Origin of the sequence: Rhodococcus oxybenzonivorans (assembly GCF_003130705.1) — a bacterium.
Taxonomy (GTDB): Bacteria; Actinomycetota; Actinomycetes; order Mycobacteriales; family Mycobacteriaceae; genus Rhodococcus_F; species Rhodococcus_F oxybenzonivorans.
This window is the reverse complement of record NZ_CP021355.1, coordinates 85,695-112,357: the sequence shown is the minus strand read 5'-3', so window position 1 is coordinate 112,357 and position 26,663 is coordinate 85,695. Positions and strand designations below refer to the sequence as shown.

22 protein-coding genes and 7 pseudogenes are annotated in these 26,663 nt (G+C 66.5%); 13 read left to right on the top strand and 16 right to left on the bottom strand.

What is annotated here, in order from left to right:
- Window positions 1–60 precede the first annotated feature (60 nt).
- Both CBI38_RS31345 and CBI38_RS31340 read left to right on the top strand, forming a co-directional pair.
- Entirely contained in the window at window positions 61–405 is a 345-nt protein-coding gene (locus tag CBI38_RS31345) for a hypothetical protein (RefSeq protein WP_109335538.1), read from the top strand.
- The gene (locus CBI38_RS31340; RefSeq protein WP_109335537.1) at window positions 402–779 is read left to right on the top strand and encodes a hypothetical protein; all 378 of its coding nucleotides are present in this window, start codon (window positions 402–404) and stop codon (window positions 777–779) included. Before CBI38_RS31345 ends, CBI38_RS31340 begins: the two co-directional genes overlap by 4 nt.
- On the opposite strand, the gene CBI38_RS31335 is transcribed toward CBI38_RS31340, so the two are convergent.
- From CBI38_RS31335 to mihF, 3 genes are all read right to left on the bottom strand, one after another.
- Window positions 739–930, bottom strand: a complete 192-nt coding sequence (locus CBI38_RS31335) for a hypothetical protein (RefSeq protein ID WP_109335536.1) — start codon at window positions 928–930, stop codon at window positions 739–741. The two genes, CBI38_RS31340 and CBI38_RS31335, sit on opposite strands and share 41 nt — an antisense overlap.
- Before the next feature lie 106 nt (window positions 931–1,036).
- Window positions 1,037–2,008 (bottom strand): non-homologous end-joining DNA ligase, encoded by a 972-nt coding sequence (gene ligD / locus CBI38_RS31330; RefSeq protein ID WP_109335535.1) that lies wholly within the window; start codon window positions 2,006–2,008, stop codon window positions 1,037–1,039.
- 535 nt (window positions 2,009–2,543) lie between these two features.
- Window positions 2,544–2,855 (bottom strand): integration host factor, actinobacterial type, encoded by a 312-nt coding sequence (mihF, locus tag CBI38_RS31325; RefSeq protein ID WP_204165036.1) that lies wholly within the window; start codon window positions 2,853–2,855, stop codon window positions 2,544–2,546.
- Between the two features lie 169 nt (window positions 2,856–3,024).
- On the opposite strand from mihF, the gene CBI38_RS31320 reads away from it, so the two are divergent.
- The 3 genes and pseudogenes from CBI38_RS31320 to CBI38_RS31310 all read left to right on the top strand — a co-directional run bounded on the left by CBI38_RS31320 (window position 3,025) and on the right by CBI38_RS31310 (window position 5,563).
- Window positions 3,025–3,342: a hypothetical protein gene (locus CBI38_RS31320; protein WP_109335534.1), complete on the top strand. Its 318-nt coding sequence runs from the start codon at window positions 3,025–3,027 to the stop codon at window positions 3,340–3,342.
- Between the two features lie 70 nt (window positions 3,343–3,412).
- A complete protein-coding gene (locus tag CBI38_RS31315; RefSeq protein WP_109335533.1) occupies window positions 3,413–4,243 on the top strand; it encodes a ribbon-helix-helix domain-containing protein in 831 nt (276 codons plus the stop codon).
- 229 nt (window positions 4,244–4,472) lie between these two features.
- A pseudogene (locus tag CBI38_RS31310) lies at window positions 4,473–5,563 on the top strand (PDDEXK nuclease domain-containing protein).
- A 1,099-nt stretch (window positions 5,564–6,662) separates the two neighbouring features.
- Here the strand turns inward: CBI38_RS31310 and CBI38_RS31300 are convergent.
- Entirely contained in the window at window positions 6,663–7,607 is a 945-nt protein-coding gene (locus tag CBI38_RS31300; RefSeq protein ID WP_109335532.1) for a phospholipase D family protein, read from the bottom strand.
- A 187-nt stretch (window positions 7,608–7,794) separates the two neighbouring features.
- On the opposite strand from CBI38_RS31300, the gene CBI38_RS31295 reads away from it, so the two are divergent.
- The 4 genes from CBI38_RS31295 to CBI38_RS31280 all read left to right on the top strand — a co-directional run bounded on the left by CBI38_RS31295 (window position 7,795) and on the right by CBI38_RS31280 (window position 12,175).
- Window positions 7,795–8,139, top strand: a complete 345-nt coding sequence (locus tag CBI38_RS31295) for a hypothetical protein (protein ID WP_109335531.1) — start codon at window positions 7,795–7,797, stop codon at window positions 8,137–8,139.
- The gene (locus tag CBI38_RS31290; protein ID WP_109335530.1) at window positions 8,136–10,100 is read left to right on the top strand and encodes an ICP22 family protein; all 1,965 of its coding nucleotides are present in this window, start codon (window positions 8,136–8,138) and stop codon (window positions 10,098–10,100) included. The genes CBI38_RS31295 and CBI38_RS31290 overlap by 4 nt, the downstream gene beginning before the upstream one ends.
- Window positions 10,100–10,897, top strand: a complete 798-nt coding sequence (locus CBI38_RS31285) for a hypothetical protein (protein WP_109335529.1) — start codon at window positions 10,100–10,102, stop codon at window positions 10,895–10,897. Before CBI38_RS31290 ends, CBI38_RS31285 begins: the two co-directional genes overlap by 1 nt.
- 708 nt (window positions 10,898–11,605) lie before the next feature.
- Window positions 11,606–12,175: a copper chaperone PCu(A)C domain-containing protein gene (locus CBI38_RS31280; protein WP_109335528.1), complete on the top strand. Its 570-nt coding sequence runs from the start codon at window positions 11,606–11,608 to the stop codon at window positions 12,173–12,175.
- Between the two features lie 202 nt (window positions 12,176–12,377).
- On the opposite strand, the pseudogene CBI38_RS31275 reads toward CBI38_RS31280, so the two are convergent.
- Window positions 12,378–12,997: pseudogene (locus CBI38_RS31275) on the bottom strand (molybdopterin-dependent oxidoreductase); the annotation flags it as partial.
- Window positions 12,998–13,075: 78 nt separating this feature from the next.
- On the opposite strand from CBI38_RS31275, the gene CBI38_RS31270 reads away from it, so the two are divergent.
- The gene (locus CBI38_RS31270) at window positions 13,076–14,890 is read left to right on the top strand and encodes a glycoside hydrolase family 15 protein (RefSeq protein WP_109335527.1); all 1,815 of its coding nucleotides are present in this window, start codon (window positions 13,076–13,078) and stop codon (window positions 14,888–14,890) included.
- On the opposite strand, the gene CBI38_RS31265 is transcribed toward CBI38_RS31270, so the two are convergent.
- Together CBI38_RS31265 and CBI38_RS31260 are read right to left on the bottom strand one after the other, a co-directional pair.
- Window positions 14,851–15,327 (bottom strand): hypothetical protein, encoded by a 477-nt coding sequence (locus CBI38_RS31265; protein WP_109336070.1) that lies wholly within the window; start codon window positions 15,325–15,327, stop codon window positions 14,851–14,853. The genes CBI38_RS31270 and CBI38_RS31265 overlap by 40 nt on opposite strands.
- A gap of 136 nt (window positions 15,328–15,463) precedes the next feature.
- Window positions 15,464–15,735 (bottom strand): annotated as a pseudogene (locus tag CBI38_RS31260) (MGMT family protein).
- A gap of 237 nt (window positions 15,736–15,972) precedes the next feature.
- Here CBI38_RS31260 and CBI38_RS31255 point away from each other — a divergent pair.
- Together CBI38_RS31255 and CBI38_RS40690 are read left to right on the top strand one after the other, a co-directional pair.
- Window positions 15,973–17,053, top strand: a pseudogene (locus CBI38_RS31255) (IS110 family RNA-guided transposase).
- Between the two features lie 568 nt (window positions 17,054–17,621).
- Window positions 17,622–17,969 (top strand): annotated as a pseudogene (locus CBI38_RS40690) (IS1380 family transposase); the annotation flags it as partial.
- Between the two features lie 18 nt (window positions 17,970–17,987).
- Here CBI38_RS40690 and CBI38_RS31240 read toward each other — a convergent pair.
- The 9 genes and pseudogenes from CBI38_RS31240 to CBI38_RS31195 form a co-directional block, all read right to left on the bottom strand.
- Window positions 17,988–18,517: pseudogene (locus CBI38_RS31240) on the bottom strand (DUF488 domain-containing protein).
- 808 nt (window positions 18,518–19,325) lie between these two features.
- Window positions 19,326–19,556 carry a DUF2188 domain-containing protein gene (locus CBI38_RS31230; protein ID WP_109335524.1) on the bottom strand — a complete coding sequence of 77 codons (231 nt, stop codon included), beginning with the start codon at window positions 19,554–19,556 and terminating at the stop codon, window positions 19,326–19,328.
- Between the two features lie 730 nt (window positions 19,557–20,286).
- Window positions 20,287–20,700, bottom strand: coding sequence for a DUF5313 family protein (locus CBI38_RS31225; protein ID WP_109335523.1), 414 nt, complete (start codon window positions 20,698–20,700; stop codon window positions 20,287–20,289).
- Window positions 20,697–21,025 (bottom strand): annotated as a pseudogene (locus CBI38_RS31220) (sodium-independent anion transporter); the annotation flags it as partial. The pseudogene CBI38_RS31220 and the gene CBI38_RS31225, both read right to left, overlap by 4 nt.
- A 30-nt stretch (window positions 21,026–21,055) precedes the next feature.
- Window positions 21,056–22,948: a phosphoenolpyruvate carboxykinase (GTP) gene (locus tag CBI38_RS31215; protein WP_109335522.1), complete on the bottom strand. Its 1,893-nt coding sequence runs from the start codon at window positions 22,946–22,948 to the stop codon at window positions 21,056–21,058.
- A gap of 45 nt (window positions 22,949–22,993) precedes the next feature.
- Window positions 22,994–23,875, bottom strand: coding sequence for a hypothetical protein (locus tag CBI38_RS31210; protein ID WP_109335521.1), 882 nt, complete (start codon window positions 23,873–23,875; stop codon window positions 22,994–22,996).
- A 119-nt stretch (window positions 23,876–23,994) separates the two neighbouring features.
- Window positions 23,995–24,360, bottom strand: coding sequence for an ArsR/SmtB family transcription factor (locus tag CBI38_RS31205; RefSeq protein WP_109335520.1), 366 nt, complete (start codon window positions 24,358–24,360; stop codon window positions 23,995–23,997).
- A 431-nt stretch (window positions 24,361–24,791) separates the two neighbouring features.
- Entirely contained in the window at window positions 24,792–24,965 is a 174-nt protein-coding gene (locus tag CBI38_RS39500; protein WP_230990378.1) for a hypothetical protein, read from the bottom strand.
- 51 nt (window positions 24,966–25,016) lie between these two features.
- Window positions 25,017–25,727 (bottom strand): carbonic anhydrase, encoded by a 711-nt coding sequence (locus CBI38_RS31195; RefSeq protein WP_109335519.1) that lies wholly within the window; start codon window positions 25,725–25,727, stop codon window positions 25,017–25,019.
- A gap of 203 nt (window positions 25,728–25,930) precedes the next feature.
- On the opposite strand from CBI38_RS31195, the gene CBI38_RS31190 reads away from it, so the two are divergent.
- Window positions 25,931–26,425, top strand: a complete 495-nt coding sequence (locus CBI38_RS31190; RefSeq protein ID WP_109335518.1) for a MarR family winged helix-turn-helix transcriptional regulator — start codon at window positions 25,931–25,933, stop codon at window positions 26,423–26,425.
- The last annotated feature ends 238 nt before the right edge of the window (window positions 26,426–26,663 follow it).

The window sequence follows — 26,663 nt, the reverse complement described above, 5'->3', positions numbered from 1 at the left end:
GCGTAGCTGGGGAAAGGCCGACAGCCTGAACAAGGCAACGACAACGCACGAGGGGGAGTTTTGACTGACTTTTGCACCGAGACCGAACTCGAACAGCTCGGTTACGTTCGGCACCGACTGACCGAGCTGTTCGGAGAGCCCGACACCGCTGGCAACGAGGAACGGTGGCCTTATGAGACCGTGCACGCCGTTGAATGCGATGTTCTCGCACCGGCGGCGAGGGTGGTCTTCACTGCGTTCGAGCCGGACCTGGATACCCGCGCGGGGATGACACCTGCCGATCTCCGGTTCGGGTGGCCGCAGATGGAGCAGATGCTCGCCCGCGCGACCTTACGGGAAGACCAGGCAAGGAGTGGGCGGACTGTGTCCAGCGTGGCCGGTGATGAGGAAACGGCCGCTCCGTGATCAGCGAGTTCCGCGGTGTCGTCGTCGATGCGCTGCTGTCCGCGGCGTCCCTGGCCCACCGGTGGCGCGAGGCTCGATCACAGCGTGCGCGGATGGCCGAGATCGCCGCCAATCTAGATCGCTTCCAGTGGTTGGTCCTCGAGGACCTGGCCGAGGCGCGCCGAGCGTTCCAGCACCGAGACCGCCAGCACGGGAACGCAGAGATCACGGCGTTCCTTGCGGCCCACGAGCGCGCCAGGATGGTCGGTATCCCCGACGAGCGGGCGGTGCGCCGCTTGGCTGATCGGATGGCCCGGGCGCGTGACAGAAAGCCTGATCCGGGGGTGTGGGGCGCTAGGAATCGGCTGGGACGAGATATTTCACCTGGACGCTGAACGGGTAGGTGCCTGGGCTTTGCACCACGGCCTCGATCAGTGCTCGGCCGTCCTCGATATCGAGGATCTTGAACCTCGAAACCCCCTGAGGGTGCAGCCGTACCGTGTCGCCGATCGTCACAGCAGCGGGGGTTGCCGGATTCTCAGTCATACGCCATGCCTAACTCTCTCCCCGACTTCCACGTGATCCTCTAGCTCGGAGAGCTTCATTCTCCCAGACCCACCAGCGGCGGTTTCTGCAGCGGATGGCGTTCCCGTCAGCGCTGCTCGGGCAGGGTGGCGTCCTCGGGCGGGATATCCGATCGCTGCCCTTTGAACGACGAGTGTCTCAGGCCGCCACTCTCGCTGAACTCGCGGAACTCGACGTCAACGACAACCCGAGGCTCGACCCAAGACACACCACGAGGCGCGTCACCATGTGTTGACGAGGCTGGAAGGGGGCTGGTCGGGCGCTCAAGTTTCCCCAGTTGGTCGCGCAGTTGCCGGCGCATCGAGGCAGTAAAACCGGTCCCTACATGACCGATGTGCCTCAAGACTCCCTCGGTGTCATAGGCGCCAAGGATGAGCGATCCGACCACGTTCCGCTGCGCCCCACCGCCCGCGACCCAGCCAATCACGATGGCCGACATTCTCTGTCTCACAAGAGTTTTCACCCACGAACGAGTTCTCCTGCCCGGCAGGTAGATCGAGGACACCTTCTTGAAAACCACACCTTCCATCCCGGTTTCACGGGCCACACCGAGCATGGTGTCCGCGCTCAGTCCGAGCCAATGCGGAGGTGCCTGTACCGGCAGACCCGCACCGTGTGAGGGGACAAGCTCGGCGAGTGCCGACCGGCGATCGAGATACGGCACCGACATCACATCCTTGCCGTTCAGAACAAGCAGGTCGAACGCGAAAAAGTTGACCGTGACCTGGCGGCGCAGCACCGTCGACGGGCGCGCCACATGCATGCGTCGTTGCAAACGGCCGAACGAAGGCCGCCCATCGGCTCCCAACGCAACGACCTCCCCGTCGAGCACCACCCGGCGGCCGCCGCCAAAAGCGTCGGCCAAGGCCTCGACCAGTTCCGGATACGACGACGTCACCACGTTCAGATTCCGCGACCACAGAACCGGATCGCTTCGGCCACCGGCAGAGGCCAGCAGTCGGCAGCCGTCGTACTTGATTTCCGCTGCCCAGGATCCACTGGATTCACCCGCAGGCAAAGTGCCCAGGGTCGCCAACATCGGGGCAATCAGCCCACGTTGAGCATGGCCCACCCGCCGATTGTCCGCCCTGACGAGCCGGGCCGTGGTGGTTCACTTCCTGCGGGGATTGAAGCCGGTGGCTTTCCCTCGCCTGGGCGGCTCCGTGCTGAACCGGCGCGGCCTGAACACGCCCGATACTCCGGACTACCGGGCACGCCTGATTCACGCAATACCCTAGTCGGTCCCGCTCGACGCGTCGTGTCGACGTGAGGGTTCGGGCAGTGTCAATCGGCGGAGCTGACGCAGGGCGGCAAGCCGGTCTCGACCTGTCCCTTCGAGGGCCTTTTCCGTGGGAAGCCGCCGGCAGCTGGTGGTGTCAGCGGCTTCGTATCCTGCCCGGGGCACGCTACGCACTGTAGGTCTGACCCGGTCAGGGTGACGGTGCCCGCCAGTGCGCCTCTCGGCAAGTGGTCGCTCGAAGCGACGATTCTGATGTGGTACCCGGGGCACTGGGTCGAACACCGTCGCGTCTTTCAACGGCCTCGCGGCCGCTGATATTCCGGTCTTTGCCGGGTCAGGCGGTGATGTCGAGGAGTGCCTGACGCTGGTTCGTGCCCAGGCCACCGATTCGGCGGGTGTCAGCGATCGACAGCTCCTCGAGGATTTGCGTTGCCCGTACCTTCCCGACGCCAGGCAGGGCCTTGACCAGGGCCGATACCTTGGTCTTCTTGACGATGTCGTCCGTCTCCGCCTTCGCGAGGACTCCTGCGACCGTGAGGTCACCGGCCTTCACCGCGGACAGCAGTTCGGTCCGTGCTTTCCGTGCTACCGCGGCTTTCTCCAGTGCTTCGGCACGCTGCTCGGGGGTCATGAGGGGCAATGCCATATGCGGGTCTCCTCGGTGTCTCTCATCGCCCACGATGGGGCGGGTTTCGGGTTTATCGTGCCAGGTAGAGCGCCGACTCGGCGTGGAAACGAAGGGCGACGCCAGCGGCCCGCGCTTCCCTCGCCGACCGCTGGCGGCGACCATCACGATAACAGTTAAGATCGAAAGTGTGTTCGAACAATGGGAGCCGGTCTACGACCCGAAGCCGTGGCGGGTCGTCGACCCACCTCAGCGGGTCATGGTCGACGTCTCGGCCGCCATCGCTCATGACGGCGGACGATCCGCGAATGACCTGCCCCTTCGAGTGCGAGCCGAAGGGCTCGACCTGGATGTTCGAGTCCGCGGACTGCTCCGGGCTTGGGGGCGTACCTCCCGGGGCGAATGGCTGGCGGCATGTACGTTCGCAATTCCCACCGGTAACAAGCGGGGGAGTCTCGAAATCACCCAGTGGTGTCCTGCATCGGCGATCACCGCCGAGTGCGAGTGATGGAACGGCCGGCCGATGCCGGGGCACACTGATGCGCACCGGCGGACGAGAAGGACGGGAAGATCGAGGGATGACGGAGTCGAGGCCAGGGCGGATCCCGGTGGGTGATCCCATCGCGCTGCGCTTCGACCCGGAGACCAAAAACCGACTCGACGAGATGGCCGAGGGCATCGGACCGCGCCGGTTCGGGGCGCTGATCCGCGTAGCCTGCCGACGACTGGTCACCCAGCCCAAAGCGGTCGGCAATCGTCTCGAGGAGGCGCGGCGACTCTCGGCAGTTCGGCGGGCGATCCCGCTGGTCATGCTCACGCTCAAACTGGAACCGGACACAGTACAGAAGTTCACGGCGCTGGCCGCCCGGTACGACACCACGGTCAGCGCACTCATGCGGATTGCCCTGCACCGATTCCTGGAAACCCCCGGCCGCTACAAACATCCGATGCTCCGCGAGACCGGGCGGACCGGACTGTCCGAGAAGGTCGAGGTCATGGTCAACCCGTCCAGCAGGCAACAGATCTGGGGCCTCGCCGGCCGACACGGGGACAAGCTCAGCACCGCGCTTCTTCGGGTTGCCCTGCGGCGCCTCCTCGATGAGCCCGGTGATCTCACCGCGGACCTGGAGGCCATCGCACCGTTGCGCGATCTTCGGCCCGAAATCTTTTCCGCCAGGGTGAATGTGCACTTCGATGCCCCGCTGCGGGACAGGCTCGACACTTTGGCCGCACAGGTGGGGTCCGATCGTGCCGAGTTGATGCGTCTGGCCGCGCAGCGTGTGCTCGAGGCCCCGGGAATGATCGAGCAGGCGGTTAATCGCGAGATCTTCCGCGGCGAGAAGAACCGGGCGTATCTCATGGCCCGCCACGTCCGCCGTCAGGCGCGACGCCGGACGCAGCCGGACTGATCAACCGGACGACCTCTTCACCCACACGAACTGATCGACCGCGGCTGCTGGTCAGTGGGTCGCGGGCGGGGGCGTTGCGATGTATTCGCCTCCGCGGTTACCAGGCCCCTTGCGGTGTCCCGTGGCACTCGACCGGTGAGGCCCTCCTCGTCGTCTCCCATTCGACCGTTGATGAGACCTCGATCAGTGACACACGACGTCGGCGGCGGGTGTCCTCCCCGTAAAAGCCATGCGCAAGGATGGGGCGGTGACAGATCCTGCGTTGATGTTGCCCGACGACTACCCCCGGTTCCTCGAGCAGCTCAAGGCGCAGGTGAGCCGGTCCCGGACCCGGGCGTCACGGGTCGTCAACACCGAGCTCCTGCTGCTGTACTGGGACCTCGGCCGGGCCATCTTGGAGCGGCAACAGGCACAGGGGTGGGGCACCAAGGTCATCGACCAGCTCGCGAAGGACCTGCGCTCCGCCTTCCCGGACATGCGCGGACTGTCCCGGCGCAACCTGTTCTATATGCGCTCGTTCGCTGCGGCCTGGCCCGATGAAATCGTGCAACGCCCCGTTGCACGATTGCCGTGGGGGCACGTCACTGTCCTGCTCGACAAGCTCGACACTCAGCCGCACCGTGAGTGGTACGCCGCCCAAGCGGCCGAACACGGCTGGTCCCGCGACGTCCTGGCCCACCAGATCGCCGGGCGTCTGCACGAGCGGATCGCGGCCGCGCCGTCGAACTTTTCCGACCACCTGCCCGCGAGGACTCGGATCTGGCCCAACAACTGGTCCGCGACCCATACGTTTTCGACTTCCTAGGCCTGACCACCAAGGTCGCCGAACGCGAACTCGAGACCGCGCTGATGACCCGGCTCGAACGCTTCCTGCTCGAACTCGGCCACGGCTTCGCCTTCGTCGGTCGGCAGTACCACTTCACCGTCGACGACGACGATTTCTACATCGACCTGCTGTTCTTCAACTGGACTCAGTCCCGGTTCGTGGTCGTCGAGCTCAAGGTCGGACGGTTCCAACCCGAATACGCCGGCAAGCTTGGCTTCTACGTCGCCTGGATCGACGAGAACCTGCGGATCCACGGCCAGCACGCCCCCACCATCGGGATCCTGCTGTGCGCCGGCCGCAACGACAACACCGTCCGATACTCCCTCGCCGGGGCACCCGCACCGCTGGCGGTGGCGAACTACACCTACGACACCCTGCCCGACCAGCTTCGCGAGGTCGTACCCACGGACAACGAACTGGCCTCCGCACTCGATGCCACCCTCACCGAATTGCAAGCTCAACACCCCACCGACGACAAGGATCACCGACCGTAAGACATGACCCGGGGCGAGAATTGTGAGGTTTCCTAAAAGTCGGACCACGACCACAACGATCCGGCCCGGCGGTCGCGCCTCCCCAGCCGTTCGAAGAGTTGCTGCGCCCGGATGGGCCGACGCCGGGACTGGTGTCCGTGCTGGATGTCCACGCAGGAGTTCGACCGCCGGTACGGGCTGGGGGCGGCACCACGTAGGCGACGATCGGTGACCCGGACAGCTCGGAGGGTGCGCGGGGAAGCGTGCGTCCGATCGCGATGACGCCATGGCTCAGGTCCTCGCCGCTGGGCGCGAGCTGGCGCGCCGTTACGACGGTTCGGTGGTCGACAAGACCCCCGATCCGCACTGTAACCGCGCTGGTGGTGGTGACCGGGTTCGACGATCCACACCTGGACGACGAAACCTGCGGTGTCGTATCGAGTCCGCCGTCGCCGCAAATAAACACCAACAGCCCGCACGATGCAGCGACGTTTATCCGTCGAGCTTTCGTCGCGATCTCCTCGGAGGTCCCTGGTGAAGCCGCCACTCACCGCAGACCTACATTCCGCCACACGATCCCGAAGTGGGCGGTGATGACGTTAAGTTGCTGAGCGGTTGGTGATTGGATGTCGTGCCGTCTTTGCGGCGGGGGAGAGCCAATTTTCATCACCGTGACGTAAGTGCCCGAGCGGCCCGGTTGTCTTCTTCTCCGACGAAATAGAATGGCCTGCCGCAGAAGTGGCATCTCCGTCAAGGAGCGTCCAGACGCTCTGCGGCCGAGACTACAAGGCGAGGATAGCTAACCACGCTACGCTAGCTAGCAACGCAAGTCGGGGGCGACATATTGTGCAAGTCGCGGCGCGCGTCTGGTGGCTCATGGGTATCAACCCACCCAGGCAGTGACTTCTCGTGGGGAGTGGGTAGTGGTGGAATCGGTTCGGTGGCATCGACAGAGACTGTGTTCGCCGTTGAGGGTGAAAGCGGCAGTTACACACCAGGCATTGTCGAGTATGGGATCTCGTGGGAGAGAGCGCCGACGAGTTCGGTGCAGACCTCGAAGCATTTCGAGGAGAATGGGCGGTTGGTGTTGGTGCGCGGCTCATTTCGTGTCCGTGTCCGCTCAGAGGTCCCATAGTGCGAGCAGCGCCGTGCGGAGGTGGGGGGAGCGGACGTAGTGATCGGTCCGCAGCCGTGACCCGGGGTGCCCGAGGTCGGTGAGCGCCTTCTCGGCGTCGGTGAGAGGCACGGGTGGCAGGTCGGTGCGGGTGCGCAGGAAAAACAACACCGCTCCGCCCGACCGCGGGATCGGCATCGGATCGGAGATCACCACGGCCGGCGGGTAGATCCACTCGTCGCCGGTGTCGACGAAGACAATCACGTCACCGCGCCGAATGGTGCCGCGTGTGTCGAGGCGGAGCGACTCGAGCTGGTACTTCACCACCGGCCCGCCCGCCGTCGAATGCCGGCCCCGCTGGTTGTCGAGGACCTGTTGTTCGGTGTCGGTGGGTTGATACTCGACGGCGTGTTTGATAAACATCCGGCGCACCGGCGCGGGCAGGAAATCTATTTCGGTGCGAACGCGGCCGGTGACCCCGGGCAGTGGGACGGCGCGGCCGATCTCCCACTCGAGGATCGCGTCGTCGAGGAACACCTGATCGACCTCGGTGATCTCGTCGAGGCTGTTAATGAACGTGCGGACACCGGCGACGATGTCGGGGTCGTCGGTGATGACCACGGCGTCGTCGGCGAGGGTGGAGTTTTCGGACGCGTTCGCCGACCCGATCACCGCCCGGGTGCTGGTAGCGATCACTTTCGCGTGCAGGGTCGGTGACGACAGCACCCGCACCCCCTTGTTCAGATAGTAGGAGAGGGCGGCGGGGGAGGTGGCGTGCGCCCGGATGGCGGCCTTGGAGGCGTTGACGACCAACAGGTCCCCGGCGCGCAGCGGAAGCAACTCGGGTGCGTCCTGCCCGAGATAGCCGATCGCGGCGTACCGGGCACCCCGGGTGCGGATGGCGCGGGTGATGTGCGGCCACGGGCTCGGCCCGTGGAAGGTGGTCCCCATACCGACAGACGGTAACCGGCCACCGACCCGCGGCGGGCAAAAGCCGTCAATGCCGCCGTCGCAAGTGTTCCGCACCAACTCTGCACAAATATGCACGCAAGTGTGCGCGCGTAGATGCGCGCAAGTAGGCGTGTAGTGGGTAGGATGAGTCAACCGAAGTAACACGGGCGGAGACGAGTGGGTGGGTATGGCGAAGACGGGAACTGCCGGGGGCGGCGCCCGCCGCCCGACCGGGGGCGGGCGCGGCGGTGCCGCCCGGTCGGGGAAGGAAGGTTCCGGTGCGGAAGGTGTCTCCGGGTCGGGAATGCCGAGTCCGGAGTTGACGGCGAAGCTGGAGCCGAGGAAGGGGCCGACGAAAGTTCCGCTCAACACCCGGGTACTGGCCTCGACGGAGGCCCGGTTGAACTGGCTGGTGAACCACCGCCAATCCACGGTGACCAACGTCGTGGACGTCGCCCTGCAAGAATTCTTCGACCGCTACCGCGTCCCACCGGCCGATCTCGACGGCCGGATCGCCGAGCAGGAGTCATGAGCTCCCCGTGGGAGCAAATCCCCCTCTTCACACTGCCCGACACCACCCCGACGACGCCCCCCGAATCCTGCGAAAAAGACGGTTCCCCCAACTCAACCGATCAGGCGGATGCAACCGACGAGTCGGGCCCGGAACCCACCGTCGCCACACACCCTGAATCACACGAGCCGGGGAACGCCGACTCACACGAGCAGGGGGACGCTGAGTCGGACGCGCAAGTTGACGTCGCCGAAACTCCCACGATCGCCGAAATTCCCACGGGCCCGAAGTCTCCCGACGTGGACACCGCCGACGTAAACACCACCGAGGCCGGGAGCGTCGCGGTCGATCCGCCGGTGTGGGAGGCGCTGCCGGCGGGGGAGGCCGCGGATGGTCATGCGGTGATCGTGACCGCGGCCGGGACGTACACCCCGTCCGGGCGGGAGCTGACCGGTCCGGTCGATTCACTCGAAAAGCTGGACAAGCTGATTCGCTGGGCCTCACTGACCCCGTTGGGGGCACCCGCGCAGATCTGGGTCGTCGGATTGGCCGCGTGCGAGCTACTCGGGTGGGTCATCGATCCGGGCAGTGAGGACGACGTCGACGACATGGAAGCGTTGCGGACCCGCGCCGCCACCGAGTTGACCGCGACCCTGCATGCCACCCTGCCCCCGTTGCTCGGTGCGGGGTGGGAGCTGCGCGGGGAACCCGGGCATGTGGTGCATTTGTCCCGCACGATCGGGAACTTCACCTCGATGGTCGATGTGGTGATCGAACCGTATGTGTGGACCTATTGGAACAAGGACTTCGGCTGGCACAACCGGGTCGGCGATATGGGTGTCCTCGGCTCACCGGCCGCGGGCACCTATCTCCCGGACGACGACCTCCTCGCCGCCCGGGAGTTGGGCCGCCGGCTGGCGTGGTGCGCGCAGCATCTCGGGGTGCTTCCCGGGCCGACCCCGGCCCGCACCGGCGCGGCGATCATCGACAAGATCAAACGAGAACGCAGCCGCAGCGGTAAGGGCATCGTCGTCACCACCCCGGGACCGGTGCCGCCGCTCGATGGGGCGCCGCGTGGGGACCTCGAGCCCGCGGTCGGCTGGACCCGGGTACCGGAGGCAAGTGACCTCGATAATGTGTGCCGGTTGGTGTCGATCGACCAACGCGCCGCCTATTTGGCCTCGGCGGGGATGCTCGAACTCGGTTACGGGCAACCGAAGCATCTGACCGGTGGGGCGGCGGCCGCCGCAGCATCAGGGGAGAAGGGCGCCCCGTTCGGGTTGTGGCGGATCACCCTGCCCGCGGGGCAGACCTTGTCACTGCCGGAGAAACTGCCGTTGCCGCATCCGCACATGCTCGCCGATCAGCCGGTGCAGACCTGGGTCACGTCGGTCAGTATCGACGGGTTGTGTGCACCGGTGGCCGACGGGGGTATCGGCGCCGATCTCGACGACCTCGACATCACCGAGGCGTGGGTGTACCCACGGCAGGGGCGGGTGCTGGACAAGTGGGCGAAGATCCTGCGCGAGGCCCGCAAAACCGCGGTGGACACCCGGGATGCGGCGATGAAGGGATTCGTCGGGTCCTGCTACAAGGGGTACATCGGGCGGATGGTGAACCCGGACATGTGGACCGCGACCCGGATGCAACATCATCATCAACCGTTGTGGCGGGCGTCGATCATCGCGCATTGCCGGTGGCGGGGCCGCCGTGTCGCGATGCGGATCGCCCGCGAACACCAGCGTTGGCCGGTCCGCACCGTCACCGACTCCTGGGTGTACCTCCTCCCAGGTGGTGAGGACATTGCCGACGAAAGTGAGGCGCTGGGGAAGATGACGGTGGAAAAGGATGTGGTCCTCACCGACACCCTCCTGGACGCGGTGGCGTCGGCTGCGGATGTGCACGAGGTGAATCTGGCGATCAAGGCCGCCTTCGCCGACGACGAGGACGCCGCCGACGTCGACGGGGAGGGGGTGCTCTGATGGCTTTGCATCTTCCCAAACCCCGCACCAGGAAGCCGGCCCAACAGGCGGTCGGTCTCGACGGCCTCAAGGTCTCGGTGGCGAACGCCGCGACCAGCGGGGTGGAGAAGTCGAAGCAGGTCAAAACCGGGGGACTGGCCGGGCTGACCAGCAAGGTGACGGTCACACAACTGCGCACCGAACTCGGTAACGAGGGTTTACGTCAGGCGGCGGTCGATGCCGGCCGCACCCCGCCGTCGGACCGCACGCTGCGCCGGTGGGCCCAGCAAGGGCGTATCCCGCATGCGGATGTGCTCGAGCGGGCCCAGCGGCGGGCGGCGATCGAGCGATTGGGTGGTATCGATGCGGTGGCGGCGAAGATCGGCCGGTCCCGTTCCGCGGTGTCCCGGTACCGGTCGGGGGAGACGAACGAGTTACGGGCCGATGCGAGCAAGAAACTCAAAAACGTGCGGGCAGAGGACATCATGAAACGTGCCGGGGTGTTACGCCCGGATGGAACACCGAAGACCGCGGTCATCCGGGTCAAGGGTGGGGTGATGGTCCGCAACGGCGCCGACGAGGGCTACGACTACCGGGTCCGCACCCTGGACTTCGCGAACTCCGACACCCCGTTCAGCCCTGACGAGTCCCGCGAACTCGCCGCCGCACTGGCCGACGACGATCACGCCCGGGTCGTGGCGTTGCTCGAGCGGCACGCCACCCTCGACTACCCGGAGAACAAGGGCTTCGACAGATACAGCGACCAATTCGGATTCCACTTCGACCACATCGACTCCGTCCACATCGACTGGATCTGATCTAAAAGGGGACGTGCCGATTCCACAGTTCATAGCGCGGGGAAGACACGGGAGTACCCGGAGGGTCGGGCGGCAGGCGACGTGCGACCCAGGGCTAATCCGCATACCCCGCACGCGGCCGCATCCCCGCCGGATCCAGGAAGCGTTCGACGCTGAGCACTGACCCGGCTCCGGCAATGGAGAGTGCTGCGCCGGCTCACTGCTGAACCGGCGCAGCCTGAACACGACCGGCACTCCGGACTACCGGACACGCCCGATCCGCGCAGTACCCCAGCCGGTCGCGCTCGACCCGTGATGTCCGTGAGGGGTCGGTCCAGTGACGGATCGACGGAGCGAACGATCTCATTATTTGGAGACCTCGAGCAGCGGTCGAGTGGAGAATGCGTACGGATCTATCGAGATAGTCGGCGCAACCAATTCCGGGGCCCGTTGAATGGGGCGACCGCGGCCTTCCAATCCCGCGCCCACTGTGGGCAGCGGCTTTTCGGGTTTGATGACGCGTACGGACCACGACCAGACCCTCACCGCCAGGAGACGTAAGGCCACTAGCATCAGCCCGGTTCGATGATGCTCTCGCACCGGACCTCACCCCCGGCCACCGAATGCTTCGCCGCTATACGGACGCCTGAAGCAAGAACAGTAGGTGCCCGTTTCTTTTACTTGGTGTTTACCTGACGGGGGGTGGGGTAGCCACCTGACATGGACCGGATGCATCCTCGACCCCGGGCACCCCACCGCGTCCGCGGCCGGTGGTTGCGCCTGCTCGCGATCGTGGCCGCTCTCGCCGCGGCCGGCTGTGGTGCCGGCAAGATCACCCAAACCTCCGAGCAGGTGTCCGCGGTGAACGGCAGCAGCCTCGAGATCGGGCACATTCAGGTGCACAACATCTACCTCGACCACGATCCGGGCGATCCCGCCGAGCGGGCCCGGTTGGCGTTCACCGTCGTCAACACCAGCGGCAGCGTGACCGACCGGCTGGTGTCCATCGAATCCCCGGCCGCCGCCGTGAACATCCTCGCGCCGCCCGGCGCGCTCACGCTGGCGCCGGGAACGGTGTTGGCTGCCGGGCAACCGATCGAGCAGTTGATCGAACCGGCCGCCCCGTATGAGCCGATCACCGTGGCGCTCAGCGTTTCCGGTGGCCTGCGCCCGGGGTTGACGACACCGTTCACCTTCGTCTTCGAGGTCGCCGGCACGGGCACCGTGGCGGTGCCCGTCGACGTGTGGGCGCCGGGCGAGGACGTCCCACCCACCCGCGAGGACTTCACCGCCGCTTGACCCTCGCGGTGCGGACACACCCCGTGTGCGGGATCGCCGAGGTGGGAGGGGTGGGAAGATATGCGGGTGCGACACCGCGGCCAGCAAGGCGGTCGCCGCACGCACTTCTGCAGCTCGTGCGGGCAGACAGTGCAGACTCAGCCTTAATCCGATGCAACTACAGGCGGACCGAGGGTTCACTCTTCCCAAGTCCATTGGATGCGTACAGCCCCGGGACGACCTGCCGGACCGGTATCCGTGCTCGAAGGGTAACGGCTGGCCGTTCATCGCCACCGCGAGGATCGCGTCGCGCCCGTCCCGTGGCACCTCGAGTGGGGTTCCGGCGGTGTATCCGTCCGAGCTGCGGGAGAGCAGCATGTCGGCGTCGGCGGCCACGCCGACCTCGTCGAGTATCTCGGCGATCGGGTATCCGATCCAGGTGGCGTTTCCGGCGAGGTTGCCGCCGACCTCGTTGGACACACACGTCAGGGTGATCACCCGTTCGATGGGTTGCCGAGCGATGAGATCGTCCCAGTCCAGGGCGATTTCACGGTCCACCATGCCGTGGATGCGCAGCTGCCATTGCTCGGTGGTCAGTACCTGCAGTGCGGTGTCGATGCGGTAAAAGTCCTCGTTCGAGGTGACGAACGGGGTGGCGCCGCGAATACCGATATCAGTGCCGGCGGGGATCATCGGTGCCAGCTGGGCGGCCGGCACCGCCGGAACCGTGAAGTTGCGGCGGTCCGCGGCCGCCCCGACGATCCGCTGACCCAGATAGCGTCCGGCGGAGGCGGCCGCCGCTATGCCACCAAGGCTTCCTCCCGTGACCACCGGTGTGCGGCGTCATCTCGATCGAACCGGCTGAGCGGGAGAATGCTCATATTCACAGCCGACCATCCGAAGGTTCTAAAGTCAAAGCTTATGAGTAGTAGAGATCGGATCGCCGACTACGGCCTCCTGGGAGACACCCGTACCGCCGCGCTCGTCGACGAATGCGGCTCCATCGACTGGCTGTGCCTGCCCCACTTCGATGGTGACCCCGTCTTCGCTCGTCTGGTAGCCGGTATTGACGGCGGCCACTTCGCCGTCGGGCCAGCCGGACCCGCCGAGGTCATCAGTCGGCGCTATCAGCCCGGAACCGCAGTCCTGGAAACCGAGTGGCAGGCCGGTGCCGGCCGGCTGCTGTTGACCGACGGGATGGTCAGCGAACTTCCTTCCACGGTCTTCCCGACCCTGTGTTTGGTTCGCCGGCTCGAGAGCCGCGGCGCCCCAGTGCGGGTCACTGTGTCTTTCGACCCGCGAGCTGGCGCCGCCCGTCGGCCCATGCGGAGCCGAGCCGGGCCGTTGGGGGTGATCTGCAGCAGTCGAGCAACCGCCGTCGCGTTGTCAACGGATCCATTGATCCACATCACGCCTGGCTCGGCCATCGATGTCGACGTCCGTCCCGGACATCCGCTCACCCTGATCCTGAGCGCCGCGCACCATGGTCCCCTTACGCTGATCCAGCCCGAGCACGCCTGGGCGACCCTGGCCCAGGACGCGGCTGGTTGGCGAAACTGGTCCGGCGCCATCGACTACGAGGGCCCGGGCAAGGAGACGGTCATCCGCAGCCTCATCACGCTGCGGCTCCTGACCTACTCGCCCTCGGGGGCTCCAGTCGCCGCCCCTACTACGTCATTGCCGGAAAGTCTTGGCGGCAGCCGAAACTGGGACTACCGCTATGCCTGGCCGCGCGACGCCAGCATCGGGGTCGGGACGTTCCTGGGCGTCGGTCTCGTCGACGAGGCACGTGCGTTCCTCTACTGGCTCTTGCACGCCAGCCGCCTCGATCGTCCCCGGCTGCCGGTCCTGCTCACCATCCACGGCCAACCCGCACCCCGCGAGCGCGAGCTGGACTGGCCCGGCTTCGCCGATAGCCGACCTGTCCGGGTCGGCAATGGTGCCCGCGACCAGCACCAGCTCGACAACTACGGGTGGGTTCTCGATGCCATGTGGCTCCTCGAACGCGCCGGCCACCGCCTCTACGGTGAGACCTGGAGGGCTGGTGCGGCGTTCGCCGACGAGGTCGTGCGACGCTGGCGCGAACCCGACGCCGGGATTTGGGAGGTTCGGGGGGAACCCGCCCACTACGTGCACTCCAAACTCATGGCGTGGCTCACTCTGGACCGGGCGCTGCGCATCGCTGATCACCACCGAACCTCCGTCCGCAGGCGGCGCCGTTGGGAGAGCGAGCGCGACGCCATCGCAGTCCACGTAATGGGCCACGGCTTCGACATCAGCCGGGGTAGCTACATGCGCACCTACCAGCGCTCCGATGTCGACGCCGCCCTCCTGTTGTTGCCCGTCATCGGGATCGAGCCCGCGGGTTCACCTCGGCTGCGCGGCACCATCGACACCGTCCGTCGGGAACTGTCCGCCGGTGGTCCGCTCCTTTACCGGTATCGGGGCGGTGACGACGGGCTCGTCGGTGACGAAGGTGCGTTCTTGCCCTGCTCGTTCTGGCTCGTCCAAGCCCTCGCCGCCACTGGTGCGGTCGAGGACGCGACCGCCATGTTCACCGAGCTCATCGAAATGGGCAAGCCGTTGGGCCTATTCGGCGAGGAAGTCGATCCCGCGAGCGGCCACCTATTGGGCAACTATCCTCAAGCCCTCACCCATGCAACGCTCGTCCAGGCTGCCCTGGCGATTCGAGGCGCTCAGGAAGGATCCAGCAGCATTCCCAAGGCGACCCCGTAGGCGACATGCGCAGCAAGGGTGATCACTGGAGTCTGCCGCCCGTAGTTCAGACCCAACACTCCCGGCGGCTCCAGCACTGGCCCAGCCCGCAGCCCCGCGCGCTCGGACGCCATACGGGGGTGGATCCCCGGCAGCAAGGGCACGATGACCAACAACGCCACTGCCCCGTGCAGCGCTCCCAACAACCCACCGCTCCACCACGTTGCGCGACCAGAGGTGGCGAACGCGGCAGCGTAACCCACCGCGAAAATTTGTCCGTTGACCAGGTGGATGAAGAAGCCCGCCACACGGGCTCGATCGGGATCGGGAACCACGATCGTCCCGAGCATCAGCGGCAGATCCAAACGGGTCAGACCGGCAAGTTGAGCGCCGATCATCACGGCGGTCAACACTGCGGTCGCGATCAGTCCGAAGATCGCCCAGCCGGCCCAGTCCATCATTTTGTCCTTAGCGGATTCGTCGGACCGTCGAGAGTATGCAAGGACAATATCCCCGCTCCGTACCGTCTGGAGTCGGCCCACAATGTTCGTCAGGGTAGTTGGGCATCCTGTGACTCATTTGCCCGGTGCGCTTCTATGTGGTCGGCTCGGGACGATATCGGGCGACTGTCATGTCGACGCGTCGTCCATGCATGTGGGTCCTCTCGGCATGGAGCAATCGTGGTGCGGCACCTCCGTGGCAGGAGGGCGGGGTACCGTCGGCGTGGACAACGCGCCACCAAGGGACGCTGCTGTCGAGCAGAGCATCATTCGACCTACTTGCCGTGCGCCGACCCCGATGCTCACGCCAATGTCGCCGTAGGTGGCTACGCGTCCAACAGGGATGGACGCAACAGCGTTGTGCATGTTCTCGGCCAGATTCAATGGCTTTGCTCCCAGGATGATGAGTGGTACGCCAGGCTCATGCTCGCGGCGGCCCGGCGTGTCGTGGACGTGGTGTGACGTTGTGCGCGCTTAGACCGTATGTAGTGACTACTCGCGGAGCGGAGTAGTTGCTGGCAGGGACCTCGCTCACGCAACCTCATGGGTTACCGAGCGATGTTTTCCGTGCTCGGCCTTTCCGACAGGTGTGAGGAGGCCCCGGTGTTTTGTGAACGTACGAGTGTTGGGTTGGATGTGCATGCCCGTTCGGTCGTCGCGGCGGCGATCGACGGACAGACGGGCGAGGTGTTCAGGACGCGGTTGACGCCCTCGCACACCGACGTGCTCGAGTGGGTCGGCAAACTTCCGGGCCCGTGCGCGGTGGTGTACGAGTCCGGACCGACCGGTTTCGGCTTGGCCCGCGCCCTGAGGTCGACGGGGTGGCGCTGCGAGGTGGCGGCGTCGTCGAAGCTGCACCGCCCGGCCGGCGATCGAATCAAGACCGACGCGCGAGATGCTCTGCACCTGGCTCGGTTGCTGCGGTTGGACGAGGTGGTGCCGGTCCGGGTCCCGACCCAGGCCGAGGAATCCGCCCGCGATCTCGTCCGCGCCCGTGAGGCCGCGCGGCAGGATCTGATGCGGTCACGGCATCGGGTGTCGAAGTTGTTGCTGCGGAACGGGATCGTTTATTCCGGCGGCAAGGCGTGGACCGAGTTGCGCGATCGGTGGCTGCGGCAACAGAGGTTCGACCAGGCGCCGACGCAGGCGGCCTTCGACGACGCCTACGAGACGGTGGTGTTGGCCACCGCCCGCCGCGCCCGGTTGGACGAGAAGATCATCGCGCTGGCCGGGGACAGCGAATTCACCGCCTTGACGCGGCGGCTGGGGTGTCTGCGAGGCATCGCGACGTTGACCGGCTTCGCGCTCGCGGTCGAGATCGGTGACTGGCAGCGGTTCACCGGTGCCGGCATCGGCGCCTACCTCGGGTTGGTACCCAGCGAACACTCCTCCGGGCAGAGCCGCTCGCAAGGCGCGATCACCAAGACCGGCAACACGCACGTGCGGCGGGTGCTGGTCGAGGCGGCCTGGCACCATCGGACCACCTACCACCGGGTGTGGTGTTGCGGCGCCGCTGGGACCAGGCCCGGCCGCGGCACGAGCTCGCGGGCACGCCGGAAATCAGCGCCTGCACACCCGCTGGGTCAACCTGAACCTCCGCAGGAAACGGCCGGTGATCGCCAACGTCGCCGTTGCGCGGGAGCTCGCCGGCTGGTGCTGGTCGCTGGCGGTGATGCCCGACTGAACCGGCCACCCCGAACTGACCGTTGGTGGTCACGAGGCGAGGAACCGCAGCGCGAGGAGCAACGCGCCCTCAGGCTATTGAGCAACCGAAGCGCGCGAAGCGATTTCGGCCACGCTCGTCCTTAGATCAGCGCACTGCTCCAGCCGAACACATGGTCCTGCGGTAACCAACCCGCGCATATCAGCTTTGACCACGCGTCGTGCAACGACACGCTGACCTCGGACTCGCCCCACCAACGGTCTCCCCCTTCCCCCGACGCCGCCCCAAGCGTGACGCCGCTCCTCGCCGGGGTCAAGGCCGAGCGCTCCGCGTGGACCTCCGGCCCAGCCATGACCCCGACTGCGGGCGCCATCCCATCGGCAACTACCGGGGGACGGAATTTGCCCGTCCTGATGGATGTTTCAGGACCAGTTCGGCGTGCCCTACTTGACAAATCGCCCAACATATCAGCCTCAATCCGTGGAGACTTCGTCGGCCGTAACGGCGTGTAAATGACGAAACCGCCTCCCGTAGTGAGGCAATCAAGATTCTCACGTCACGACTGTCCACATACGGAAGGGCACTTTCAGTGCAATCATCGCACACGTTCACGGCTGGGTCCGCGGTGTTCGACGAATACGATCTCGTGTCCGCGGCCGGGCTGGTTCCGGTCCTCGAACTGGGCGAGCAGGCCGGACTGTCGGAGCTGATCGACGGCCATGTCGACCTCGCCTCCACGCGGGTGGCCTCGGGTGCGGCGAACCCGGTGGGGAAACTGACCTCGATCATCGGCGGGATGCTCACCGGAGCGGACAGCATCGACGATGTGGACACGATCCGCGCCGGCGGTACCCCGATTCTCTTCGACCAGGTGTATGCGCCGTCGACGTTGGGGATCTTCCTGCGCGAGTTCACCTTCGGGCACAGCCTGCAACTTCCTTTGCCCTCGGTCCGCTTATGGAGGTTTGTCGTAGCGCAGACCGTCAGGAGTGACCCGAGCGCCGGGAGCGGGAACATGCGGGGTCAGACTGCCGTCGTGACCGAGATGTACCACCGGGAGCTGATGCACCAAGACCAGCACGTCGGAGATCAGTCGGCGATGGCAGCGCCACCACAAGGTTTCGCTGCACATCATGGCCACCAGATGAGGCTGCCCGATGACTGCGTCTCGGAGTCGAGTCAGGGCAACTCGGAATTCATCGATGCGGGTGTGCGCGGCATAACCGCGGAAGGCCTCCACCTTCCACCACGGGTCGAAGTCTGGGTGAGTTTTCGGTACTTTTCGACGGCCGCCCAGCCGTGGTTCCCACCGGTACCCGATGCCATGGTCGGGCAGCCATTGCGCCAGTTCGTCCCTGGCTACGTGTGGGTGGCGGCGGCTCCCCGGGATCGCCGCACGTCGACGACGAGACGTACCCTCGCCGAGTCGAGCAACCCTGTGAGCTCTCGTTGGCTGGCGGTGCCGTGTCCGAAGGTCACCAGTATCGAGGATGGATCGGCCGCAGTTGCGAGATCGCATTCTCCAGGGCAGGGCTGTCCTCCGGCGACCCTGCCGTTCCCGAAGGTCTCCGCCATGGGCGCGAAGGTGTACGCGGAGGCGACGATCCCAACTGGGTCGTCGACGTGACTGAGAAATGGCCGGTCGTTTGCCTCGGTTGAGCTATGGCTCCCGACCTCTGCCATGCCCACGCTACTTCGCTCCTCTCTGGCGGCGCGGAAGTGAGGTCCCTCAAGTACGGATGGGCCACGCCCAGGTCCAATCGTTCCGGGATATCTCCCGCACGCGGGGTGAGCGCAGCCGGTGACGTTCGAAGACTGTGGCCGTGACGAAGCGGGGAATCGGCTTGGGCACCCTCAACACCCCCCTGTGCCGATCCGGGGCAAGTACGTGCAGGCGGGGCGGCCGGAATCGGACAAGGCCCCACTGCGGGTGGGAGCATTACCGGACCAGATCTTCCCCTGGCCCGAACTCGACGAAGTGTGTGAACCCGGATGGGTCGTCACCCGAGAGCGGGTGGACTCTTCGCTGCCCGCGCCGGTGACGACGCGGGGGAAGCACCGGTGGATCCATTCCGGGCCGACGGCCCCGGTGCCGCAGCGGTGGTGGCCAACGGCCCCCGGCGTCCATCCGGTCACGGCATGCTCCTCGGGGACGGGTCTCCGGAACCGTGGTGAAGCGGGGCCTCGGCCGCACCGCGGAAGCGGTGCAGTCCCGCGGTGATGGCGCCCTCACGCGGGCGGGTCCTCGCCGGCGTGAGGGCGGGACCTCCCGGTCCGGCCAGGGATGCGGGCGCTAGCAGGTGAACTCGCGGTAGGCGAAACCGTCGGGTGCGTGCAGCACCACCCTCGCCGGGTGGTGTGTTTGCGCCTGTTCGCGGGCGGCGGCGATCGCTTCCCGCTGGGTACCGAAGTAGGTGTGCTGGCGGGTACCGTGCTGGTGCATCTCCCAGCGCTGCGCGGGATCGCCCTCGTGCGGCAGCACGTCGTAGATCCTCAATCTTGTCGATGGTGTTGCCCGCTTCATGACGGCCTCCTGAGCGTGTGCTGATCACCCTGTGGCGTCTCGACACCGGTGCCGAACCGGGGGCACGGGGAATCTGGGCTTCACTCCAGTGAACGCCCCGCCGGTACCGGACCGCAACCACCGGTCAGGGCCGGCAGCCGCAGTGGTGGTGGATGTCGCCGGCTGCACAGCCGCCGTAAGTGAGTTCGGAACCGTCGCGGTGGCACGGATCAGGGCCGAACGGTGGCAGGGCAGTCGCGCCGACCACCCTCTGCGGGGACTCGAGTTACCGCGGCCGATGCCTCGGTTAGTGCACCCAGGCCGACCTCGACGTGGCACGCTCAGCCCGATCGACCTCGAAGTCTCGGGCCGACGAACGAACCACCGACTCTCCCGCCGACCACCGGCCGGAGCGCAATGTCATCGTCTCGTGCTCGCATGAGGGGTATGGATTCTCGAGTGGGTGCCGACGTATCGAAAATGTGGCATGAGGATCATGGACGTGGCCGGTGACCAGGCGCACTGCCGGACGGATTTGAGGCGCCACCACCACATGCGCGTCGGCCCAGCCTGAGTTGTGAGCCCCGGTTCCCCGTCGCTCGATCCGGGAGGGCGCATGGCCCACCTCAGCCCACCGGCACTTCCATTTTTGGCTACAAGATGGCGACCCTTGCCAGGGCACCGCAATTCACCGGTTGGTCGTGAACGGGGTGCACCCCAGGATATGGGCTGCAGCCGTGGTTTTGCCGGATCAGGGGGCCGACCGGTAACGGGATTCGTAGGAGGCCTGCTGTTGGTCGAGTCGGCGTTGTTGGTGAACGTTGAGGAGGCGGGGGTCGAGGCCGTGGCTGACCAGCCGGTGGCGGAGGTAGATGTTCTTCAGGGCGAGAAGGAAGTACACGAACGGCAGGAACAGCAGCAGCACCATCCCCGTGCGGATGATCCAGGGTCCGGGGATCAGCAGGAGTCCGGCGAGGATGGGAATCAGCGGGATGAGGCAACGGGTGGCGTAGCGGCGGGTGGCGCCGGGGCCGGTGGTGTCGCCCACGACCCATGGGTGCAACTCGGTGGGCAGTGTTCTGCCCAGGACGTAGCCGAGGCGTTGCCGCGCAGTGGGTTCGGGTGTGGCGGTGGGGGTCGTGTTGTCTGCGGTGTTCTCGGTCATGATCGGTCCTCGTTCGTGGTGGAGGTGTGGTGGGATTCGGGTAGGACGAGCATGCGGGCGTAGGCGATGGCGCGCGGGGTGGTGTCGAAGAGGCGGTGGTCTTCGCTGTCTGTGGTGGTGAAACACCCGGAGAGCTCCAGGGGGCGTAGGTGTTCGGGTTTGGCTCCGGAGGTCAGGACGGTGATGCGCCGGTGCTCGAGTGTGGTGATGACGTCCTCGAGGACGATGACGCCGGTGGCGTCCATTGCGATGATCCACATGCGCAGGATCGCCACCGTCACCTCGGCGGGTCGGCGAGTTCGAGGAGCTACCGGTGCGCGGCAGCGTGACGAGCGCCCCGATTGCGCGGTCGTTGTCAGAAGCGGGGCTGCGCCCACCGGGATTCTCCGTCCCCGGGTGCGGGGTCGCGTGGGGGATCGGTGGGGGCAGCGTAATCGGACGCGGCGGCGAGGCGTTGGCGGAGGGCGGCGAGTTCCTCGCGCAGGACGTCGGGCAGCCTGTTTCCGCCGATGGTGGCGAACAACTCGTCGATCAGCCGAAGTTCGGTGACCCATTCCGTGGGGTCCACCCGCAGCGCGGCGCCGATCGTGGTGGGGTCGACTTTCAGGCCGGTCAGGTCGAGGGCGCCCGGGGTGGGCACGTGGCCGAGCGGGGTCGCCGCGGCCTCGGCGGTGCCCTCGATCCGCCGCAACGCCCACTCGAGGATCCGGGAGTTTTCCCCGAAACCCGGCCAGAGGAATTCGTCGTCATCGCCGCGGCGGAACCAGTTGACGTAGAAGATCTTCGGCAGCAGCTCCGGGCTGGTTTTCTCGCCGATGTCGAGCCAGTGCTGGAAGTAGTCCCCGACGTGGTAGCCGAGGAACGGCAGCATCGCCATCGGGTCGCGGCGCACCACACCGACCTTTCCGGTGGCGGCGGCGGTGGTTTCCGAGGACAGGGTGGCGGCCAGGAACACCCCGTGCCGCCAACTCAATGATTCGGTGACCAGCGGGATGGTGGTGGCGCGGCGGCCGCCGAAGAAGATCGCCGAGAGCGGCACCCCCGCGGGATCATCCCATTCGGGGGCGACGGTCGGGCACTGGGCGATCGGGGTGCAGTACCGCGAATTCGGGTGCGCCGCCGGCTCCCCGGAGGTCGGAGTCCAATCCCGTCGCTTCCAGTCCGTCAGATGCGCCGGCGGCGTGCCGGTCAACCCTTCCCACCAGATGTCGCCGTCGTCGGTGAGGGCGACGTTGGTGAAGATCGAGTTTCCCCGCTCGATGGTGTCCATGGCGTGCGGGTTGGTGAGGAGGCCGGTGCCGGGGGCGACGCCGAAGAACCCCGCCTCGGGGTTGACCGCATGAAGCCGCCCGTCCTCACCGAACCGCAGCCAGGCGATGTCGTCGCCGATGGTTTCGGCGGTCCATCCGTCGAGGGTGGGGTCGAGCATCGCGAGGTTGGTCTTGCCGCAGGACGAGGGGAACGCCGCCGCGATGTAGTGCACCTTCTGCTCGGGTGAGGTGAGTTTGAGGATGAGCATGTGCTCGGCGAGCCAGCCCTCGTCCTTGGCCATCTTCGACGCGATCCGCAGCGCGTAGCACTTCTTGCCGAGCAGGGCGTTGCCGCCGTAGCCGGAGCCGTAGCTCCAAATGGTGCGCTCTTCGGGGAAGTGGGAGATGTATTTGGTGTGATCGCACGGCCACGGTGTGTCGGTCCGCCCCTCGTGGAGCGGGGCGCCGACCGAGTGCAGGCATTTGACGAATGCGGTGCCCGTGGTGAGCCTGTCCCACACCGCGGTGCCGGAGCGGGTCATGATCTGCATCGAGACCGCCACATACTCGGAGTCGGTGATCTGGACCCCGAACTTCGGCTCGGCCGCATCGAGGGGGCCCATACAGAACGCGATGACGTACATCGTGCGGCCGGCCATCGCCCCGCGGTAGTGCTCGGTCATCATCGTCTTCATGTCGACCGGGTCCATCCAGTTGTTCGTCGGACCGGCATCGGCCCGGAACTGGGAGCAGATGAACGTGCGATCCTCGACTCGGGCGACGTCCTCGGGATCGGAGGCGCACCAGAAGGAGTTCGGTTTGCGCTCCAGTCGCACGAAGGTGCCCTTCTCCACCAATTGTGTAGTCAGCCGGTCCCATTCGTCGGCGCTGCCGTCGCACCACACCACACTGTCGGGGGCGGTGAGGTCGGCGATCTCATCGACCCAGGACACGACGGCGGGATGTGCGGTGGGGGCGGTGGCGGTGGGGGTGTTCACGGGTGTTCTCCTCAGAATGTGCTGCTTGCGGCGCGGTGCGTAGGATCACCGTTGATCGCGATAGGGGACGGGATGGCCGAGGGCCCGGCTCACGTGGCGGGCGATGGCGGACACCAACCGCCGGTCACCGGCGGACGGCAGCATCTGGTCGGCGGGGGTGATCAGCGCCAGCGCCCGCACACAGGCGGCCACCGCCTCGACGGTCAAGGTCCGCACCTCGTGTCCACACAGGGCGGCGAGCAGTCCGGGCAGCACCAGCGCGCCGTACGGGAAGGTGTCGGTGGGAACCGTCACCGTGCGGCCGACTGCCGCACCCTCGGGGGCGCAGCCGGCGAGATCGATCAGGACGTCGTTGTGGTCCATCAACCGGCGCAGCGGGAATGCCTCGGCATCACGCTCGTGCCAGCTGCTCAGGTCCCCGACCCCGGAGGCGATCAATACCGGTGCCAGCAAAGGTGCCCACGAGGCGCCGGTGATGACGACCCGGCCCGCGCGTGGTGGGACGCTGCGTCGGCGCAGGGTGGTGATCGTCGCGGCCGCCACCGCCGCCGTCAGCACGTCCAGTTCGGTGAGGACCACGGGCCCGCCGCGCTCGGTCACCTCACGCGCCACCGCCGCGGACTCTCGGTGCCTCAACCCGATCACGAACACCGCGGACACCCCCGTCGGGAGACCCAGGATGCGCTCGGTCAGCACGTGCGGGTCGTCCGTGGTCACCGGAACGCTGAGCGCGCGCATCGGAGTCCGGTCCCGGATGAGGGCCGCGTAATCCTCCATCGCGGCCCACGGGGTCCGCGTCCGCGCCGACCCGGTCGTGCTGGGCGAGCGGGTGGCGGAAACGGCGAGTACCGCGACAGCGATTCCCGTCAACGCCATCGCGGGCCTGTCGGGCGGCCCGCTGGCGTGACCGTCGTGATTGGTCGTCACCGTCCACTTCTCTTTCCGGATCCGAGAGACGAATTTCCGCCGCTCATGATTCCAATGTATGTACTTTAGAAAATTCGCAACTAATACTTGTGCTGTCGGGTTCTGGCTGGGTGGGCCCGTCAGCCCCCGGTCTCGCCCACTAAGGCAGGGGGTTCGGGCAGGTCCTCGAGCATCTCGGCCTGCCCGGCGACCACCCCCGTCAAAATCCCGCGTGCGACGCGTAGCAGCTCGGCGATGCGGGGGGAGGTCAGCGCGTAGGACACCGACAGGCCCTCGCGGCGGGCGGTGACCAGGCCTGCGCGTCGGAGGATCGACAGCTGCTGGGACAGGTTCGCCGGCTCTATGCCCACCTCGGGCAACATCTCGGAGACGGCGTGTTCGCGTTCGCTGAGAAGCTCGAGGACCCGGATGCGTGCCGGGTGCCCCAACGTTTTGAAGAAGTCCGCCTTCATTTGATACAGCGGTTGACGCGAGTTCGCGGCCATGGCCTCTCCTGTCGTCCGGGCCGATCCGGTGCCGGCGAGATGTGTTGGGCCTCTCGATGCGGCGCCGGGCCTGCTGCCTCGCCTGCAACCCACAGCTCCCGCAGGGTGTGTTACTTGCGAATCTTAGCAAGTTGCTTGGATTCGTGTTGTAGGGCCCGTTCCGGCCACGCATCCCGAAGCTGGCTCCCGCGAACCGCGCGTCGCGGCAGGTGCCTCGCCACCGAGGGGAACCGGGCCGACCGCGCTGGTCAACGATCCCCTACGCTGTCCGATGTCGGCGACCGGTCGGTGGTGACTACTGGTGCACGGGAAGGATTCCGTCACTCGTCGGATTCGCAGCACTGATGACTGGGCAGGAACCGTGATCGCATGGTCAGGAGAACGCCTATCGTCAACACGAAGACGGAGGCGACGATCTTCCACCATAGCGGTTAATCGGGCACGACGGCCCCGACAGTCCAGCAGAGGACGCCGGCCAGGGCCAGGCCCATCGAGATCTTGTGTGCGCCATGGTGAGCGGACGGTCTCAATCCCCGGATCAAGCCGTCGCCCAGTCCTCCGATACCGATGAGGCTGAGTCCGGCGAAGTACAGCGCGGTGCTCACTGGGGATCCTCCGATCGGTGCGACGCTGCCCCCTTCTCGGGCATCGACGGGTCAGGCTGCGCCGCCCTGCCGCGCCGGTGCCCCGCCCGCACTATCCGCCGGTGGTAGGTGATGTGGTCTCGGAAGTCGTGGTGCTCTGGGGAGTCGGTCGCCGGGCTCGCCGATGTCTCCCACCGTCCCCTGAAGGTGTATTCGGCCGTCGGACAGCTTGTAGGTGACGCCCGCGATGGCGCAGGTACCGGCCTCGATGCGTCCGGCGATGATGCGTGAGCGCTGCGCAAGAAGTGCGCCGGTCTCCACGACGTGATGGGCTTCGAGTTCGTCTGCGGTGTAGAGCCCCTCGCGGCGTCCCGTCATGACCGACGGTGCCACGCGTTCGACGACGGTGCGAATGAATCCGTCCGGCACCGCGCCGTTGTCGAGCGCGTCGAGCGTCGCCTTCACGGCACCACAGCCGTCGTGGCCGAGCACGACGATGAGCGGAACGTTCACGATTTCGACGGCGTACTCGATCGAGCCGAGAACGGCGTCGTCGAGGACGTGGCCTGCGGTGCGCACGACGAACACGTCACCGAGACCCTGATCGAAGATGATCTCGGCGGCGACTCGCGAGTCTCCGCATCCGAACAACACGGCGGTGGGGTGCTGCCGGTTGACGAGCGTCGCGCGGTCCGCGATCCCCTGGTTGGGATGCAGTGGGGTTCCGTTGACGAATCGCTCGTTTCCCTGCCGCAAAATCTTCCATGCGGACGCGGGGTTCATAGGGTGCGGAGAATCTCTGTGCATGAGGCCTCATTTCCTCTCGAGCGGGCTGGGTACTCGTGTCGCTACGCCGGGCCCGGATCGGGGCGAAGCTCGAACACTACTGACGAGGTCACGGCTCAGCGCGGCGCGGCGGTCCAGTACCCACCAAACTACCCAAGTTCTTGCATCATGCAAGACTTAGCTTCTGCAATACTTGAGCTATGCACAAACACGGCGGTGACGACGAGTCGGCGACCACGACTTCCGAGGATCTGCGAGCATTCGAAGTCGCCACCCGAGATCTCGTGGGTGTGGCGCTGCGCAGCATCGAGGGCGACGACGTCGACGTCACGTTGCCGCAGCTGAGGCTGCTGATGGTGCTCAGCGAGGAGGGCACAGTGAGTTCGGGTCAGGCGGCGCGAGCACTGGGTGTTGCCGCCTCGACCATCACCCGCCTCGCGGATCGTCTACTCGCCTCCGGACACCTCAGCCGAGGCGCGGATCGATCGAATCGCAGCGTCGTCACCCTGGAACCGACGGCGCGGGGGCGCGCCGTCGTCGAGCAGGTGAATGCTCGACGGCAGGACGAGCTGCGTCGCGTCCTCGACCAACTCGACCCCACCGAGCGGTCCGATTGTGCGGCCACCCTCCGTCGCATACACGAGTGCCTCGACGGAACGTCGACACCCCCCGCGCTCAGTTCGCTGTTGCGGTGAACTGCCCGCTCCCGTGGTGACCGGCTGGTGCGCTACGCCACGACGTCCGATCCGATGGCGCATCGAGCACGACTGCCGGAAACGTCGAAAACCGGGCCCGGACTGGCCATTTGCGACCATTATGTCGAGCCCTCCTGGCTCGGCGGGCACCGCGACGCCGCCATGTCACCGTCGCCCACCTCTTCCTCGCCACCCTGCGATTGGCTCACCCACATGCGGCTGGGCAGGACTGGCCCGC